The sequence below is a fragment of the Streptomyces rhizoryzae genome, from assembly GCF_023155275.1.
GTDB classification, from domain to species: Bacteria; Actinomycetota; Actinomycetes; order Streptomycetales; family Streptomycetaceae; genus Streptomyces; species Streptomyces rhizoryzae.
This window is the reverse complement of the sequence record NZ_JALMUV010000039.1, coordinates 1-14692: the sequence shown is the minus strand read 5'-3', so window position 1 is coordinate 14692 and position 14692 is coordinate 1. Positions and strand designations below refer to the sequence as shown.

10 protein-coding genes and 3 pseudogenes are annotated in these 14692 nt (G+C 70.4%); 6 read left to right on the top strand and 7 right to left on the bottom strand.

Annotated elements, in window-relative coordinates; genetic code table 11:
* The first annotated feature begins 133 nt into the window (after positions 1–133).
* The 3 genes from MUU72_RS26285 (at position 134) to MUU72_RS26275 (ending at position 2374) form a co-directional block, all read left to right on the top strand.
* Positions 134–709: an Rv1733c family protein gene (locus MUU72_RS26285; RefSeq protein WP_248015883.1), complete on the top strand. Its 576-nt coding sequence runs from the start codon at positions 134–136 to the stop codon at positions 707–709.
* A gap of 181 nt (positions 710–890) precedes the next feature.
* Positions 891–1367: a DUF7144 family membrane protein gene (locus MUU72_RS26280; protein ID WP_248015882.1), complete on the top strand. Its 477-nt coding sequence runs from the start codon at positions 891–893 to the stop codon at positions 1365–1367.
* Positions 1368–1495: 128 nt separating this feature from the next.
* Positions 1496–2374 (top strand): alpha/beta fold hydrolase, encoded by an 879-nt coding sequence (locus tag MUU72_RS26275; RefSeq protein ID WP_248015946.1) that lies wholly within the window; start codon positions 1496–1498, stop codon positions 2372–2374.
* 66 nt (positions 2375–2440) lie between these two features.
* On the opposite strand, the gene MUU72_RS26270 is transcribed toward MUU72_RS26275, so the two are convergent.
* The 3 genes from MUU72_RS26270 to MUU72_RS26260 all read right to left on the bottom strand — a co-directional run bounded on the left by MUU72_RS26270 (position 2441) and on the right by MUU72_RS26260 (position 5175).
* The gene (locus MUU72_RS26270; protein ID WP_248015881.1) at positions 2441–3196 is read right to left on the bottom strand and encodes an SDR family oxidoreductase; all 756 of its coding nucleotides are present in this window, start codon (positions 3194–3196) and stop codon (positions 2441–2443) included.
* Positions 3197–3318: 122 nt separating this feature from the next.
* Positions 3319–4145, bottom strand: a protein-coding gene (locus tag MUU72_RS26265; RefSeq protein WP_248015880.1) for an IS5 family transposase whose coding sequence is annotated in 2 segments (ribosomal slippage) — positions 3319–3782 and positions 3782–4145 — 828 coding nt in all. Because the reading frame shifts where the segments join, the coding sequence is not laid out codon by codon here.
* A complete protein-coding gene (locus MUU72_RS26260; protein WP_443743066.1) occupies positions 4111–5175 on the bottom strand; it encodes an IS630 family transposase in 1065 nt (354 codons plus the stop codon). The genes MUU72_RS26265 and MUU72_RS26260 overlap by 35 nt, the downstream gene beginning before the upstream one ends.
* Before the next feature lie 140 nt (positions 5176–5315).
* On the opposite strand from MUU72_RS26260, the pseudogene MUU72_RS26255 reads away from it, so the two are divergent.
* Positions 5316–8391: pseudogene (locus MUU72_RS26255) on the top strand (Tn3 family transposase).
* A 70-nt stretch (positions 8392–8461) separates the two neighbouring features.
* Here the strand turns inward: MUU72_RS26255 and MUU72_RS36030 are convergent.
* A pseudogene (locus MUU72_RS36030) lies at positions 8462–9416 on the bottom strand (winged helix-turn-helix domain-containing protein).
* A gap of 122 nt (positions 9417–9538) precedes the next feature.
* Between MUU72_RS36030 and MUU72_RS26240 the strand changes: the two are divergent.
* A complete protein-coding gene (locus tag MUU72_RS26240; protein WP_248015877.1) occupies positions 9539–11836 on the top strand; it encodes a ricin-type beta-trefoil lectin domain protein in 2298 nt (765 codons plus the stop codon).
* 58 nt (positions 11837–11894) lie between these two features.
* Positions 11895–12056, top strand: a pseudogene (locus tag MUU72_RS35700) (VOC family protein); the annotation flags it as partial.
* A 133-nt stretch (positions 12057–12189) separates the two neighbouring features.
* Here MUU72_RS35700 and MUU72_RS26235 read toward each other — a convergent pair.
* From MUU72_RS26235 to MUU72_RS26225, 3 genes are all read right to left on the bottom strand, one after another.
* Positions 12190–13164 (bottom strand): site-specific integrase, encoded by a 975-nt coding sequence (locus tag MUU72_RS26235; protein WP_248015876.1) that lies wholly within the window; start codon positions 13162–13164, stop codon positions 12190–12192.
* Between the two features lie 169 nt (positions 13165–13333).
* On the bottom strand, positions 13334–13609 hold the full coding sequence (locus tag MUU72_RS26230; RefSeq protein WP_248015875.1) for a helix-turn-helix domain-containing protein: 276 nt from the start codon (positions 13607–13609) through the stop codon (positions 13334–13336).
* A gap of 177 nt (positions 13610–13786) precedes the next feature.
* On the bottom strand, positions 13787–14692 hold a 906-nt coding region (locus MUU72_RS26225), incomplete at its 5' end, for an Ig-like domain-containing protein (protein ID WP_248015874.1).

The window sequence follows — 14692 nt, the reverse complement described above, 5'->3', positions numbered from 1 at the left end:
TCGGCTCCTGGGGTTCTCCTTCCACGATCCGCGTTCCGGGCGGGTTCCGCAGGGCGGGGCGGCGGCGGTGGCGTGGGAGCGGAGGGGGGAGATGTGCGACGCTCGAAGTGCAGGCGAAGGGGGTGCGTGCGTGATGCCTTTCGGGAAGCTCCGGCCGCCCTGGCGGCGCGGTCCGCTGCGGCGGGGCACGGATGTGGCCCAGTCGTGGATGGCGCTGGTCGCGGGGGCGCTGATCGCCGTGGCGGCGCCGGCGGCGGGCGTGCTGACCGCGGACGCGGTGGACGCGGCGGCGCACCGGCAGAGCGCCGGGTGGCACGCCGTCCCGGCGGTGGTGGCGAAGGAGCCCGCGGCCCGGATCGGTGTCGACAGCGGGAGCAGCACGGGCGGCCGGGCGCAGGCGGTGGTCCGCTGGAGCGCCGCGGACCACTCCGTACGGTCCGGTGAGACGACGGTGCCGACCGGGGTGCACGTCGGGGACCGGACGACCGTCTGGCTGGACCGCGGCGGGGCGCTCGTACGGGACCCCGGCAACCCCACCGACTCGCTGGCCGAGAGCGTGGTGGCGGGCAGTGTGGCCGCGTCCGGCACCGGTCTGCTGGTGTTCGGCGTGCACCGGGCCGGCGTCCGGCTGCTGAACCGCCGGCGCTACGCCCAGTGGGAGAAGGAGTGGGCGGAGGCGGACGACGGCTGGCGCCACCGCCAGCAGTGACGGAAGCGGTGGCGGCCCGGGACCGTCCCTGCGACGCTGAAATGGACGGCTGCCCCGAGTGACGTGCCCGGTCCGGGCGTACGGAGGCGCGACGGTCCGGCGCGGCGCGCGCGGACGCGCCCGTCCCGGCCCGGTCGGCCCCGCGCCGGAGGCGGCGCAGCCCTCGACCACGGAGGTTCCCATGACTTCAGCGACCGGCCATCCGTCCGGTACACCCCACCCGGGCTACGGGAGAGCGGCGGCACCGGCCGCCGGGGGCGAGCCCCACGGACTGGTGATGTTCGCCGGGGTGATGCTGGCGCTGCTGGCGCTCTTCAACGGCCTCGACGGCATCGCGGCGATCGTCAACTCCCGCATTTTCGTGGGCAATGCCCAGTTCGTCCTGGGCGATCTGCGGTCCTTCGGCTGGCTGATGCTCGCGCTGGGGATCCTGCAAGGCGCGGCCGCGGGCGGCGTGCTCTCGACGGGATCGGAGGCGGCCCGCTGGTTCGGCGTCGTGGTCCTGGGCCTCAACGCCTTCGCCCAGATGTTCTTCCTCCCCGCGTACCCGGTGTGGTCGGTGCTGATCATCGCGCTGGACGTGCTGGCCATCTACGGCCTGAGCGTCTACGGAGGGCGCGCCCCCGGCACGGCGGAGGAGCAGCCTCCGGCAGCGTGACGCCGTACGGGTCGGACGTCCGCCGCTTCCCGCCCGGCACCGCCCCGCGCCCGCCGCACGCGCCCCGCACCGGCGGCTCGCCGAAAATGCCGTGCGGCCGGGGCCGGGCGGTCCGCATCATGGCGATCATGAACACCTATGTCACCGCCCCCGCCCGCCTCGGTGAAACGCCCCTGCCCGACGGCCGGTTGCTCGGCTGGGCCGAGTGGGGCCCGGAGGATGGCATTCCGGTACTGCTGTGTCCCGGTGCGGCAACGAGCCGGTGGCTGGGCTGCGGCCCGGACGCGGTCGCGGCCCTCGGCATACGGCTGGTGTCCGTCGACCGCCCGGGCCTGGGAGCCTCCTCACCGCTGCCCGGCCGCGGCTTCGCGGATTTCGCCGCCGACCTCGCGCACCTGGCGGCCGTACGCGGTCTGGGTCGCCCTCCCCTGATCGGCAACTCCCAGGGCGCGCCCTTCGCGCTGGCCTGCGCGGAAGCGGGGGTGGCCGGCGCGGTGGCGCTGGTCTCCGGAGCCGACGAGGTCGCCGCACCGGAGTTCGCCGCCGCGCTGCCACCCGAGATACGAGCGCTGGTCGAGCGGACGGCCACCGACCCGGCCGGTGCCGAGACGTTCTTCGGGGGCTTCACGGCGGACGCGATGCGGCACCTCGTACACGGGAACAGCCCCGACTGCGACCTCGCCGTCTATCGGGAGCCGCACTTCGCGGCCGCCTACCGCCGCGCACTGGACGAGGGCTTCGCCCGGGGAGCGGCGGCCGGTTACGCCCGGGACACCGTCCTGGCCATGGGCCGCTGGCCGTTCCGGCTCGACCGGATCGCCGTCCCGGTGGACCTCTGGTACGGCACGCACGACACCAGCCACTCCCCCGACCACGGCGCGCTCCTGGCCACCCGTATCCCCGGCGCCCGCCGCCACCTGGTACCGGACACCGGCGGCGCCCTCCTCTGGACGCACACCGGGCCCGTCCTCACCACCCTGCTCCGCCGGGCGGCGGGGACGGCCTGAACGGGCGCGGCGGGCGGAGCAGTCGGATACGGGGCAGGGGCGCGGCCCGGCCCCTGCCCGGCCTCCTCAGCGCGTGGTGTAACCGCCGTTGACGAAGAGCGTCTGGCCGTTGAGCCACCAGCCGTCCGTCAGCAGGAAGAGCACGTGCGGAGCGATGTCCTCGATCTTGGTCAACTCACCGTTCATCGACGAGGACTTGTGATAGGCGACGGAGTCATCGGTCTCGGCCGGATAGAAGAACGAGGTGTCCATCGGCCCCGGGGCGATGTTGTTGACGTTGATGTTGCGCCCGAAGAGTTCCCTGGACAGCGCGCGGGTGAAGTGCTCGACGGGTGCCTTGCTGCCGGCGTAGACCGAGTACAGGCCGGTGTACGCGGCCAGCAGGGAAGTGACGACGGTGATGATCGAGCCGTCCCGGTCGATGCGCTTGGCGGCCTCGCGCATCATGAAGTAGGCGGCCTTGGAGTTCACCGCGAACATCCGGTCGTACTCGTCCTCCGCGGTCTCGGTCACCGGCTTCTTGATCACCATGCCGGCGGTGTTCACACTCGCGTCCACCCGACCGAACGCGTCCACGGCCGCGTCGAAGAGCCCCTCGACCCCGGCCACCCGCGTCAGATCGGCCTGGTGGGTCACCGCGTCGCCGCCGCCCTGCTTGACCGCGGCGGCCGTCTCCTCCGCGTCGGCGCGCGAGGAGTCGCTGTTGTAGTGGACGACGACCTTGGCCCCGTGCTCACCGAGCTGCCGGCTGATCAGGCCGCCGAGGTTCCGGGAGGCGCCGCCGACCACGACGACCTTGTCCTTGAGCGTACGAGCGGGCATGGCAGAACTCCTCATCAGCGGCGAAGGCGATCCCCGCGCGGGCCCGGCGGCGCACGCCCGCGCCCGCCCCGCCAGGACATGCCTCCGCGTGCGACGCGCGGCCACCCCGACGCTAAGAGTTCCTAACGCGACGTGTTTTGCAGGCGTCGCCAGCAGATCAGTGAACAGGCGAGTTTGAGGAACGCCTCGTGGATGTCGTCTCGAGTTTCCCAACGGATGCGCAGGCGGCCGAACCAGTGCAGGAGCGCGATCGTTTGTTCCACGACCCATCGCTTGGTTCCCAGGCCGGAGCCGTGTTCGGTGCCGCGTCGGGCGATGACCGGCTTGCCGCCCTTTGCCCAGACCTGGCGGCGGTAGCAGTCGTGGTCGTAGCCTCGGTCGGCGTAGACCTCCTTCGGTCGCTTGCGGGGCCGGCCGCGTTTGCCGCGGATGGACGGGATCGCTTCCAGCAGGGGCATCAGCTGGGTGACATCGTTGCGGTTTCCCCCGGTCAGCGTCACAGCCAGCGGAATGCCTGTGGCGTCGCAGATCACGTGGTGTTTGGAGCCCGGCCGACCTCGGTCGACCGGGCTCCGTCCGGCTTTGGGCCGCCCTTGAGCGCCCGGACGTGGGAGCTGTCGATCACCGCCCGCGACAAGTCCAGGCGCTCGGTGGCCCGCAGTTCGTCCAGTAGCACCTCGTGCAGCCGCTGCCACACTCCGGCGTTGTTCCAGTCCCGCAGCCGCCGCCAGCAGGTCATCCCCGAGCCGAACCCGAGCTCGCCGGGCAGCCATTCCCACTGGATGCCGGTGTAGAGGACGAACAAGATGCCGCACAGCACCTTGCGGTCCTCCAACGCCTTCTTCCGCCCCGGCCGCCGCTGACCATCGGGTTTCGATGGCAGCAACGGCTCGATTCTCGACCACAACTCATCGTCAACCAGCCAGGGTTGAGGGTTCCGCTTGCCCATACCCAAGCAACCGGCGCATCCGTCCGGAGGACACGACTACCAATGTTGCGTTAGGAGCTTTAAGTGGTTGGCTTCGTAAATCCTTCGGGGGTTGATCATGCTGCGGCGGCGGAGGATTCTTCTGGGTGGTCGGCGGTGTGCTGGTCGAGCCTGGCCAGCAGATCGTCCAGGTCGGAGGTGGTGAACTTCCACTGGAACGGCTGTGCGTGGCGTTGTAGCGGTCTTCGAAGGCTCGGAGCCGGTCGGTGACCTGGGCCAGGTCGGTGAAGTCGTTGGGTGAGACAACCTTGCGCTGTACTACGGAGAAGTAGATCTCCACTTGGTTCAGCCATGAGGGGTGCACCGGGGTGTGCACGAGCACCGCGTTCGGGAACGCCGCGGCGAGTCGGTCGGCGGCCTTCTGCCCGCGGTGGGAGGAGCCGTTGTCGACGATCCAGAACACGCGCTTGGCGCTCGCGTACGGCTCCTGGCCCACGACCTGGGCGACCAGGTTCATGAACGGGTTGATGCCGGTCCGGGGCTCGGTGCGGCCGGACACCCGCACGGCGTGGACGTCGTAGGCGGCCAGGTAGGCCAGCGCGCCGCCGCGGCCGTAGGTGTGGTTCACCCGCATCGCGCGGGCCTGGCCCGGGGCGAGGGTGGGGTGGCAGCGGCAGCGCGCCTGGATCGAGGTCTTCTCATCCGCGCTGATGACGTACTCGTCGGCGCCGAGCGGGACGCCCTGCCAGGTGCGGGCGTACAAGTCCAGCACACGCCCGGCTTTGGCACGGAAGCCGGGGTCGGTGATGAAGATCCAGGAGCGGTGCTGCCAGGGCTTGAGCGCGTCGTCCCTCAGCCAGCGGCGCACGGTGGAGGCGGAGACGGGGCCGGTGATGCCGCGCGCGGCGAGCTCGGCGGCCAGCTCCGGGCACGACCAGCGCGCCAGCGGTACCCCGGTCTCGGCAGGCAGCCGGCAGGCCAGCGCCTTGGCCTCGGCCACCTGCAACGGCGTGTACGACGGCGGCCGCCCGGACCGCTCACGGTCGCTCAGAGCGGCCAGACCGGGGGCTGAGGAACATCGGAACGAAAACCGGCGCTAAGCCCTGTCTGCTCCCCGGGGCCCGTTGACCTGCGGTTCTGAAGTGGTTGAACCTTCGGCGGTCGTGTTGATCAATTGCCTGGAGGTCCGGGGTGCCGGTCGAGTTTCTGACAGATGAGCAGGCTTCGGGGTATGCGGCGTCCCGAGGAGCGCCGGCCCGCGCGGAGCTGGAGCGATTCTTTTTCCTGGACGACGTGGACCGGGAGTTGGTGGAGTCGAAGCGGCGGGTCCACAACCGGCTCGGGTTCGCGGCCCAGCTGACGACGGTGCGCTACCTCGGGGTGTTCCTGGACGACCCGGCCGACGTTCCTGTGGAGGTCGTGGAGTACCTGGCCGAGCAGCTGGGGATCAAGGACACCTCGGTGCTGAAGGCGTACGGGGAGCGGGAGAACACCCGTCTCGACCATATGCGGGAGCTGCGGCTGCTGCTGGGGTACCGGGAGTTCGCCGAGGCGGAGGCGGAGCTGCGGTCGTGGGTTGACGCGCGGGCCTGGACGACCGGCGAGGGCCCGAAGGCGCTGTTCGACGCGGCGGTGGGGTAGCTGCGGGAGCGTCGGGTGCTGCTGCCAGGGGTGACGACTCTGGCCCGGCTGGTGGCGTCGGTGCGCGAGGCGGCGAACCAGCGGCTGTGGGACACGTTGTACGGGCTGCTGACCGTGGGCCAGCGCGGAGTGCTGGACTCACTGCTGATGGTGCCGCCCGGGGCCCGGGGCTCGGAGCTGGACCGGCTGCGGCGCGGCCCGGCGCGGGTGTCGGGGCCGCAGATGAGGACCGCGTTGGAGCGGGCGGAGGAGATCATCGCCCTGGGCCTGGGCGCGCTGGACGTGTCCGGGATCCCGCCACGGCGACTGGCGGAGCTCTCGCGGTACGGCGTGGACGGGAAGGCGTCGCTGCTGCGGCGGCACGGTGATTCCCGGCGTCTGGCCACGCTGCTGGCCACCGCGATCTACCTGACGTCGCGGGCCGTCGATGACGCCCTGGACCTGCTGGAGGTGCTGATCTCCACCAAGCTGCTGGCGCGGGCGGAGCGGGAGAGCGCGAAGGAGAAGCTCAAGACGCTGCCGAAGGTCGAGCGGGCCGGCGCGAAGCTGGCCACCGCCTTCGCGGTGGTGTTCGAGGTGACAGCCGAGCAGGTCGACACCGACACCGGGGAGATCACCGGGCCGAAGGTGGAGACCCTGGAGGCGATGTGGGAGCAGATCGAGGCTGTCGTCCCGCGCCAGGAGCTGGCCGCGGCGATCGCCGCACTGTTCGAGCTGACGCCGCCGCTGGACTCGGACGCGGACGAGGCGTGGCGGGCGATGCTGGTCACCCGCTTCGGCACGGTGCGGCCGTTCTTGAAGCTGCTGGTGGAGGTGGTCGACTTCGGCGCCACCCCCGAGGGCCTGCCCGTGCTGAAGGCGCTGCGCGCGCTGCCGGACCTGATGGGTCGCAAGAAGGTCGGCGCGGCAGAGATCGACACCGAGTTGCTGACGGGCTCGTGGAAGCGGCTGGTCCTGGCGGCGCCGCACCTGGAGCGCGGCGAGGTGGACTGGAAGGCGTACACGTTCTGCGTGCTGGAGCAGGCCCACTCGATGCTGCGGCGCAAGGAGGTCTTCGCGAAGAACTCCTCCAAGTGGGGTACCCCCGGGCGAAGCTGCTGGCCGGCGAGACGTGGGAGCAGGCCAAGCCGACGGTGCTGGCTTCCCTCGGACTGCCCGGGACCGCGGGCGAGCACCTGGCCGCCCGCGCCGCGCTGCTGGACGGCACCTACCGGGAGGTGGCCTCCCGGCTCCCTGCGAACACGCAGATCGTCTTCGACGACGAAGGGCGGCTGCACTTCGCCGCGCTGGAGCCGCAGCCCGAACCGGCCTCGCTGACGGCACTGCGGGCGGCGGTGAACGCGATGCTGCCCAGGGTAGACCTGCCGGAGGTGCTGCTGGAGGTGTTCTCCTGGACCGGGGCGGACCAGGCGTTCACCTCGGTCACCGGCGGCGAGGCCCGCCTGCGGGACCTGCACGTGAGCATCGCCGCGCTGCTGGTCGCGCACGGCTGCAACGTCGGCTACACCCCGGTCATCAGCGGGGCTGACGCGCTGAAGTACGGCAGGCTCTCCCACGTCGACCAGACCTACCTGCGGCTGTCGACCTACCGGCAGGCCAACGCCGCCCTGATCACGGCGCAGGCCCAGATCCCGCTCGCCAGCGCATGGGGCGGGGGCCTGGTCGCCTCGGTCGACGGGATGCGGTTCGTCGTTCCGGTGCCCTCGGTGTACGCGCGGCCGAACCCGAAGTACTTCGGGACCTCCACCCGCGGCGGCGGCACCCGGGCGGGCGCGACCTGGCTCAACCTGGTCAACGACCAGGCCGCCGGACTCGGCGGGAAGGTGGTGGCCGGCACCCCGCGCGACTCCCTGTACGTCCTGGACGTCCTCTATGACCGCGACGGCGGCCGCCGCCCCGAGATGATCGTCACCGACACCGCCAGCTACAGCGACATCGTCTTCGGCCTGCTCACCCTGACCGGCTACACCTACGCGCCGCAACTGGCCGACCTGCCCGACCAGAAGATGTGGCGCATCGACCGCACCGCCGACTACGGCCCCTTCCAGAACGCGGCCCGCGGGCGGATCGACCTCGCGCGGATCGAGCGCCAGTGGGAGGACATCCTGCGGATCATCGGCTCCATCCACACCGGAGCGGTCCGCGCCTACGACGTGATCCGGATGCTGTCCCGCGACGGCCGACCGACCCCGCTGGGCGACGCCATCGCCCACTACGGACGGATCTCGAAGTCGCTCCACATCCTGCGCCTGGCCGACGAACCCGGCTACCGGCGCCCGATCAAGACTCGGGCCAACCTCCAGGAGGGCCGCCACGCCCTGGCCCGGAAGATCTTCCACGGCCGGTCCGGGCAGCTCTACCAGAACTACCAGGAAGGCATGGAGGACCAGATCGGCGCGCGGCCTGGTCCTCAACGCCCTCGTTGCTGTTCAACACCCGCTACATGGACGCCGCCCTCACCCAGCTGCGCGCCGACGGCTCCGAGGTCCGCGACGAGGACGTCGAACGCCTGTCCCCGTTCGTGCGGCACCACATCAACATGCTGGGCCGCTACTCCTTCCAGCTGCCCGAGATGCCCGGCGGCCTGCGGCCCCTGCGCGACCCCGACGCCCCCGAGGAAGCGTGAGCCCGCCCCGGCCGGTGGTCGGCTCCGTCGGTTACTGAACTTGAAGGCGTGATGTCGGGTCTGGTCGTGGTCAGCTGTCCATGATCAGGCCGGCGCTCGTGAGGCAGCTGTCGATCAGGTGGGGGCGGTACTGGATCTTCTTGAGGCGTCGCTTGACGGCCTTGGCCAGGTGGTCGACGTTGACGACCGCGAGGTTGCCGATCCCTCGCAGCGCCCAGATTCCCTCCTGCGGATTGAGATCCGGTGCGTACGAGGGGAGTTGGAAGACCGTCAGCCATTCGCTGTTCGCGGCGATGAACTCCCTCATCGGTGGCATCAGATGGGCGGAGAGATTGTCCCAGACCAGCACGATCGGGCCGCCGAGCTGGGTGCGGGCCCGCATGATCAGGTCCCGGTAGTCCTGCCTGGTGAATGCCTTCGGCTCGCCTTTCCGGCCCCGGTGGACGCGGAACTTTCTGGCACGCGGCGGTCTCAGCGTCTGCGCGGCTTCGTCCTCGAAGACCAGCCACGCTCCGCGAACCGCCGCGGCGCTTTTACCGCGGGCCACACCTCCTCCTTCCGCAACTCGACGGCCCCTCGTCACGTTCGATCGCCCGCCGGGTCGGCTGCTGCCACGACCAGCCGTGGCGCTTGAGCAACGCCCACGTGCCCTCCACGGTGTAGCTCACATGGAACATGCGCCCGATGAGGGTCTTGATCCTGGCCAGCGTCCACCGCTGGTCCTCCCACCCGTGTGCCGGCGGCCCACGCTCCAGCTCCCGCTCAAGTCTCTCGACTTGCGTGGCACTCAGCCTCCGGCGCCCCGGCGATCCCTTCGAGACGACCCCGGCCTCACCACGCCCCCGCCGCTGCCGGCGCCAGCGCTCCACCGAGCGCTCCGAAACCCGCGATGCGGCAGCGATCTCCCGATTCTTCTCACCAGCCTCGAACCCGGCCACGGCCTGCCTATCAAGCGGCGATTGTGTCGCATCGGAGGCCGGGCGGTGCGGGCATTTCCGCTCCGCTCGGCCTCCGGCGCCAGGCAGTTGGTGGCCCCCAATTGCGGCGATGTCGCCCACGAGGTCCACTGAAGAGGTGACCGCTCGCGCCGGCTCCGGTGGAACGAGCCCGCCGAGCGGAGCTCCTGCTGCACCAGGAACGGTGGTGAATGATGACGACGGTGACGCCCCCGACGCATCAGTTCTTCTACATCGCGAGCCAGGCCGAGGAGTTGGAAGGGCTGAAGCACCCCCAGGAGCAGCCCTTCGTGTTCGGCTTGGAAGCCGACGACCCGGGCCCCGGCACCCCGATCATCCTGCGGCCGATGGAAGGCACCGATGCGCGGAGTCAGCTGTGGTGCATGACCGGTGACGGCCGCCTCATCAGCGGGCTGAACGGGTACGCGATCGCCTGGGACGACTCGCAGAACCGGATCACGACCGCCGTCGCCGGGGACCGCGCCCATCCCCACCAGTTCTGGAGCGTGACCGGTGACGGTCACATCGCGAACCGGGCGAACGGCGGCGTCCTCACGACGCTGGCACGCACCAACGGCCGCTTCGGCGCCGTGCTCAGCCCGGAAGGGGACGATCCGTGGCGCCTGCAGCACTGGACCCTTCTGGCACCCCCGGTGTCGGGCAGCACGACAGCGCCCTCCTGGGTCTGCTTCCAGAGCGCGCTCCCGGACACCGGCGGTGCCGACTGCCTGATCAGCGTCGACGCGAACAGCACCGACCCCGGCGCGGTGCTGATCATCTGGCCGTACACGCAGCAGACCGCTGCCGCGTCCCAGTTGTGGCAGATCACGCCCGACGGGCGGATCCTCAGCGCCCAGGGCGACAATCTCGTCCTCACCCTGGGCGGCCCGAGCGACGGGGACGGCGGCAACTACGTCACCGTGGACACGCAGCGGGACCCCCTGCCGCTGACCCAGGTGTGGGACCTGAGCAGGCCTAACCAGATCCGCAGCGCCTCCTCGGGTGACTTCCTGTGCCCGTCCGGAGGAACCGGAGGTCCGGTCACCCACGACGCCGGGGACCCCGTCGTGGCAGCACCCGGCACTCCGAGCGCGAGCTACACCTGGTACACCACCCCGGCCACGCCGCTGCAGGCGATCCTGCAGCAGACGCCTGAGGACTTCCCCGAGTTCACCGACGACAAGGAAACCGCGTACACCTGCATCGAGAACCGGCTGGGCGTCCCGTCGCTGCGCGCGACGTACGTCGACCTGAGCGCCGACATCGACAGCTACGGCAACAAGATCGCCTCCTGGAACCAAGCACCGGACGGCATTTCCCAGGGGGACTGGGACGCGGTCCGCAATCAGCTGCTCACCGAGATCTCTTACGCGGGCAACACCCGCTACGTGTTCAGCCAGTACGCGACCTTCCAGAACACGCTCTTCGGAGCCGACAGCGCCGCGCTCAACGCCTACATCGAGGCCGCCGGACTGACCGTGGGATCGGACCAGGAGAACGTCGCGGGGATCATCCTGGCCATCCTCGGCGGCGTCGCCTACACCGCGATGAGCGCTCAGTCGGCGACGCCGGGGTGGCCGGTGCTGGGGAACCTGATGGAGACGGGGATCAACATCGGGCTGGCCGCCTCCTCCGGCGGCGGCAGCATCTCTCCCGACCCGTTCCAGGTCACGGTGGTCGACCTCTGGACCGAGCTCGACAACAACTACCAGGGCCTGCTCGGCGCGATGGGCACGCTGGAGACCGCGATCCTGCAGGACTGGGGAATGCTGCAGAGCGTCTACCCGCTGACCCTGGACCCCGATCGGCCCGACACGCTGTACTGGGGTCCGGAGACGGCGGCCGACCTGATCGCTGCGGCGACGCCCGGCTACGACGTGTCCATGATGCAGATGCTGCTGGCCGCCAAGTACCAGATCTACGTCGCGGAGACCACCGACCCCGACTACTACCCCTCCGACCTCCCGTCGTGGGCGATGTGGCAGTCGGGCGGGTGGACGTACTGGATCGCCGAGATCACCAACGCCGAGGTGTTCCCGGCCGAGCTGACGATGCAGAGCTACGTGTGGGGCTACGGTGTCAGGCCGGAGCAGTTCTTCCGGTCCGGCGGCGGCTGGGCCTTCGCCACGAACAGTCAGGTCTACGACGGCTGGCTCACCTTCACCAACCTGACGCCCGATCTGCTGCGCCTCAGCGGTCCCACGGGCGACAGCTACCTCGGCGCCTACCAGAGCTGCGGGGTCGGCTTGAACTCGGGCAGCTACGGGTTCCAGGTGACGGACCTGAACGGCTCCCAGGGCTCGAACCAGGTCGCGCAGTTCACGGCCGAGGTGCACAGCCCGTTCTTCGGCAGCCCCACGATCTCCGTCACCTCCCCGAGCAGTGGCACCGGCTACCGGCTCACGTCACCTTTGTGCACGCCGACCAACGGCGGCAACTACGGGGGCTACGCGGCGGCCCAGATCGGCCTGGCCATGGTGCCGACGTAGCCTCCGCCCGGGGTAGCCCCGTCCGCCGGTCTGGCCGCCCGTCGAAGGAGACCAGCGCCCGATGATCCACTTCGACTTCCAGGTGGGCGACCTGGACACGGCCGTGCCCGAGGCGGTGGCTTTGGGAGCCACCGTCGCGCGAAGTCCAGCCGCAGGAGCACGTCCGGGTGCTGTACGATCCTGCCGGCTCCCCTTCTGCCTCTGCTTCGACGGAGCCTGACGATCCCCCGGCCACGCACGGCACCGGCGCCCCGCTGGTCAATATGATCAACCAGACTCCGACATCAACAGTTCAACCTCAGTAGCGTGTGCAACGTGATCAACTCATACGCGGTGTCTGTCGCGCACCCCCTTCAGCGTCGGCTGTCGCCGGGCGCGAGCAGGCTGGTCACCTCGGAGATCGACTCCGGGGAGGGCTTGAAGTAGCGGCGGACGTTGTCCGCCTTCTTGTGCCGGGACTTGGCCATCAGCATCAGCTCGGACGCGCCCTGCTCGCCCAGATGCGTCAGCCCAGAGTGTCGCCATTCGTGCAGGTCCCACCCGGAGCCCGGTCCGCGCACGGCGGTGTGCTGGTCCAGCAGCGCGCGGGCCTGCCCGTAGGACAGGCGGACCAGGCCGGTGTCCGGGCACATGTCACGCGCGGAGAGGACCTTGCCGGGGCCGGGGCGGCGGTGGGTGGTGAAGACCGGCCCGCGGGTGCGGCCCTTGAGCAGCCGGGGCAGCAGCCGGGCGGTGCCGGCATCCCAGTACACCGTCTCCAGCACGAAGTCGGAGCGGGCGCCGCCGCGGCGGCGGACCTTCGGCCGGGCACCCTTCGACTTCACCAGGCAGCGGCGCCCGGCCAGGTCCAGCTCCTCGATGTTGACGTCCAGGACCTCCTCGGAGCGGGCGCACGTCTCGTAGAGCATCCGCCACAGCGTCTTCTCCCGCACATGGACGTCCCGTCGGGCGATCAGCCGGTCGATCGCCATCTTCGAGTGCACCGGGGTGTCGGAGTCCGGGGGCGGCAGGCGCTTCGCCCAGGCCGGGACCGCCGGCCCTTCGTATCCGCGCTCGGCGCACCAGCTCGTCCACGAGAGCACCGCACCGCGTCGGGCGTTCCAGGTATTCACCGCCGAGCTGCCCCACAGCAGCTCCAGTACCTCGCCGATCTCGTCGTCCGCGACGACGGCGAGCGGGCGGCCCTCGCCGATCCGCTCGGCCGTCTTCCCGACGGCGATGCCGTAGCTGCGGACAGTGTTCGGATTGCCGAGCGAGCCGAGGAAGGCGTCGGCCGCCGCCCGGACGGTCACCGCCTTCCCGGCCGGCAACTGGACGACGGTCGGCACCGCTTCTCCCTTGCCACAGATAACAGGGCCGCTTCGCGCAGCGTGCGGAAGACGTCCCCGCAGGTCGCGCTCAGTGATACCGCAGATAATAGGGCGTTATCTGTGGGAGAACTTCACCACCGCCCCAACGCCGACGACCCGTCAGCCGCCCACTAGCGGCGATCGAGGCTTAGCGCCGGTTTTCGTTCCGTTGTTCCTCAGCCCCCAGACCCCGATCGGCGAACCGGTCGCGCCAGCAGCGCACGGTATCCAGATGCAGGCCGGTCTCCCGGGCGATGCGCGCGTTGGAACGGCCGCGTGCGGCATGCAGCACCACCTGCGCGCGCATCCGCAGCCGGTACTCGGTCTTGTGGCCGTAAGCCATCTTCTTTAGCCGCTCGCGCTCGGCGGCACGCAGAAAGATCGGACGGGCGCAGGCAACGGGCAAGGCAGACAAGCCGATCAAGAGAAGTGGATCACGACAGGCCGTAGCCTGCCGCACCCGGCAGCCGACCCCTCAGGACGCGCAGCCCGGCCAGCCCGTACGCCTTCGGAAACGTGAGCATCCGGGCGGGCAGCCCGCAGCGGTGCCCCGGTCGGCGTCGGGAGAGCCTGGCCGGGGCACCGCTGCGGCATAACGGGGTCACGGGGTGACGGTTTGGGTGTCTACGGGTGAGGTGGTGGTGTTGAAGTTGCCGCTTCCGTTGTAGACGGCGGTGAGGGGGTGGGTGCCGATGGCGAGGGTGGAGGTGGTGAAGGTGGCCACGCCGCCGCTGAGGGTGCTGGTGCCGAGGAGGGTGGCTCCGTCGAAGAAGCTGACCGTCCCGGTGGGGGTGCCGGCTCCCGGGCTGACGGCGGTGACCGTGGCGGTGAGGGTTTTGGCCTGGCCGAAGACGGACGGGTCGGGGGCTGAGGTCAGGGTGGCGGCGGTGTTGGCTTTGTGGATGGTTTGGTTGCTGGTGGTGGAGGTGGAGGTGTTGAAGTTGGTGTCGCCGTTGTAGGTGGCGCGGATGGTTCGTGTTCCGACCGGCAGGTTGGAGACGGTCAGGGTGGCCACGCCGCCGGAGAGGGTGACGGGTGCCTGGGGGATGCCGCCGATGAAGAACGTCACGGTTCCGGTGGGGGTGCCGGCTCCCGGTGCCACGGGGGTGACGGTGGCGGTGAGGGTCACCGGTTGTCCGAAGACGGACGGGTTGGGGGCTGAACTCGCGGTGGTTGTGGTGTTTGCCTTGGTCACCGTCTGGGTGTCCACCGGTGAGGTGGAGCCGGTGAAGTTGGTGTCCCCGCTGTAGACGGCGGTCAGCGAGTGCGACCCCGCCGCCAGGTTGGAGACGGAGAAGGTGGCCACGCCGCCGCTGAGGGTGCTGGTGCCGAGGAGGGTGGCTCCGTCGAAGAAGCTGACCGTCCCGGTGGGGGTGCCGGCTCCCGGGCTGACGGCGGTGACCGTGGCGGTAAGGGTCTTGGCCTGACCGAAGACGGACGGGTCCGGCGCCGAAGTCAACGCGGTCGTCGTGGCTGCCTGATTGACCGTCTGGGTATCCACCGGCGA

Bases quoted from the DNA above. Each gene is read 5' to 3' on its own strand.
- MUU72_RS26285 (WP_248015883.1), top strand. From the start codon at position 134: ATGCCTTTCGGGAAGCTCCGGCCGCCCTGGCGGCGCGGTCCGCTGCGG.
- MUU72_RS26280 (WP_248015882.1), top strand. From the start codon at position 891: ATGACTTCAGCGACCGGCCATCCGTCCGGTACACCCCACCCGGGCTAC.
- MUU72_RS26275 (WP_248015946.1), top strand. From the start codon at position 1,496: ATGAACACCTATGTCACCGCCCCCGCCCGCCTCGGTGAAACGCCCCTG.
- MUU72_RS26270 (WP_248015881.1), bottom strand. From the start codon at position 3,196: ATGCCCGCTCGTACGCTCAAGGACAAGGTCGTCGTGGTCGGCGGCGCC.
- MUU72_RS26240 (WP_248015877.1), top strand. From the start codon at position 9,539: ATGATGACGACGGTGACGCCCCCGACGCATCAGTTCTTCTACATCGCG.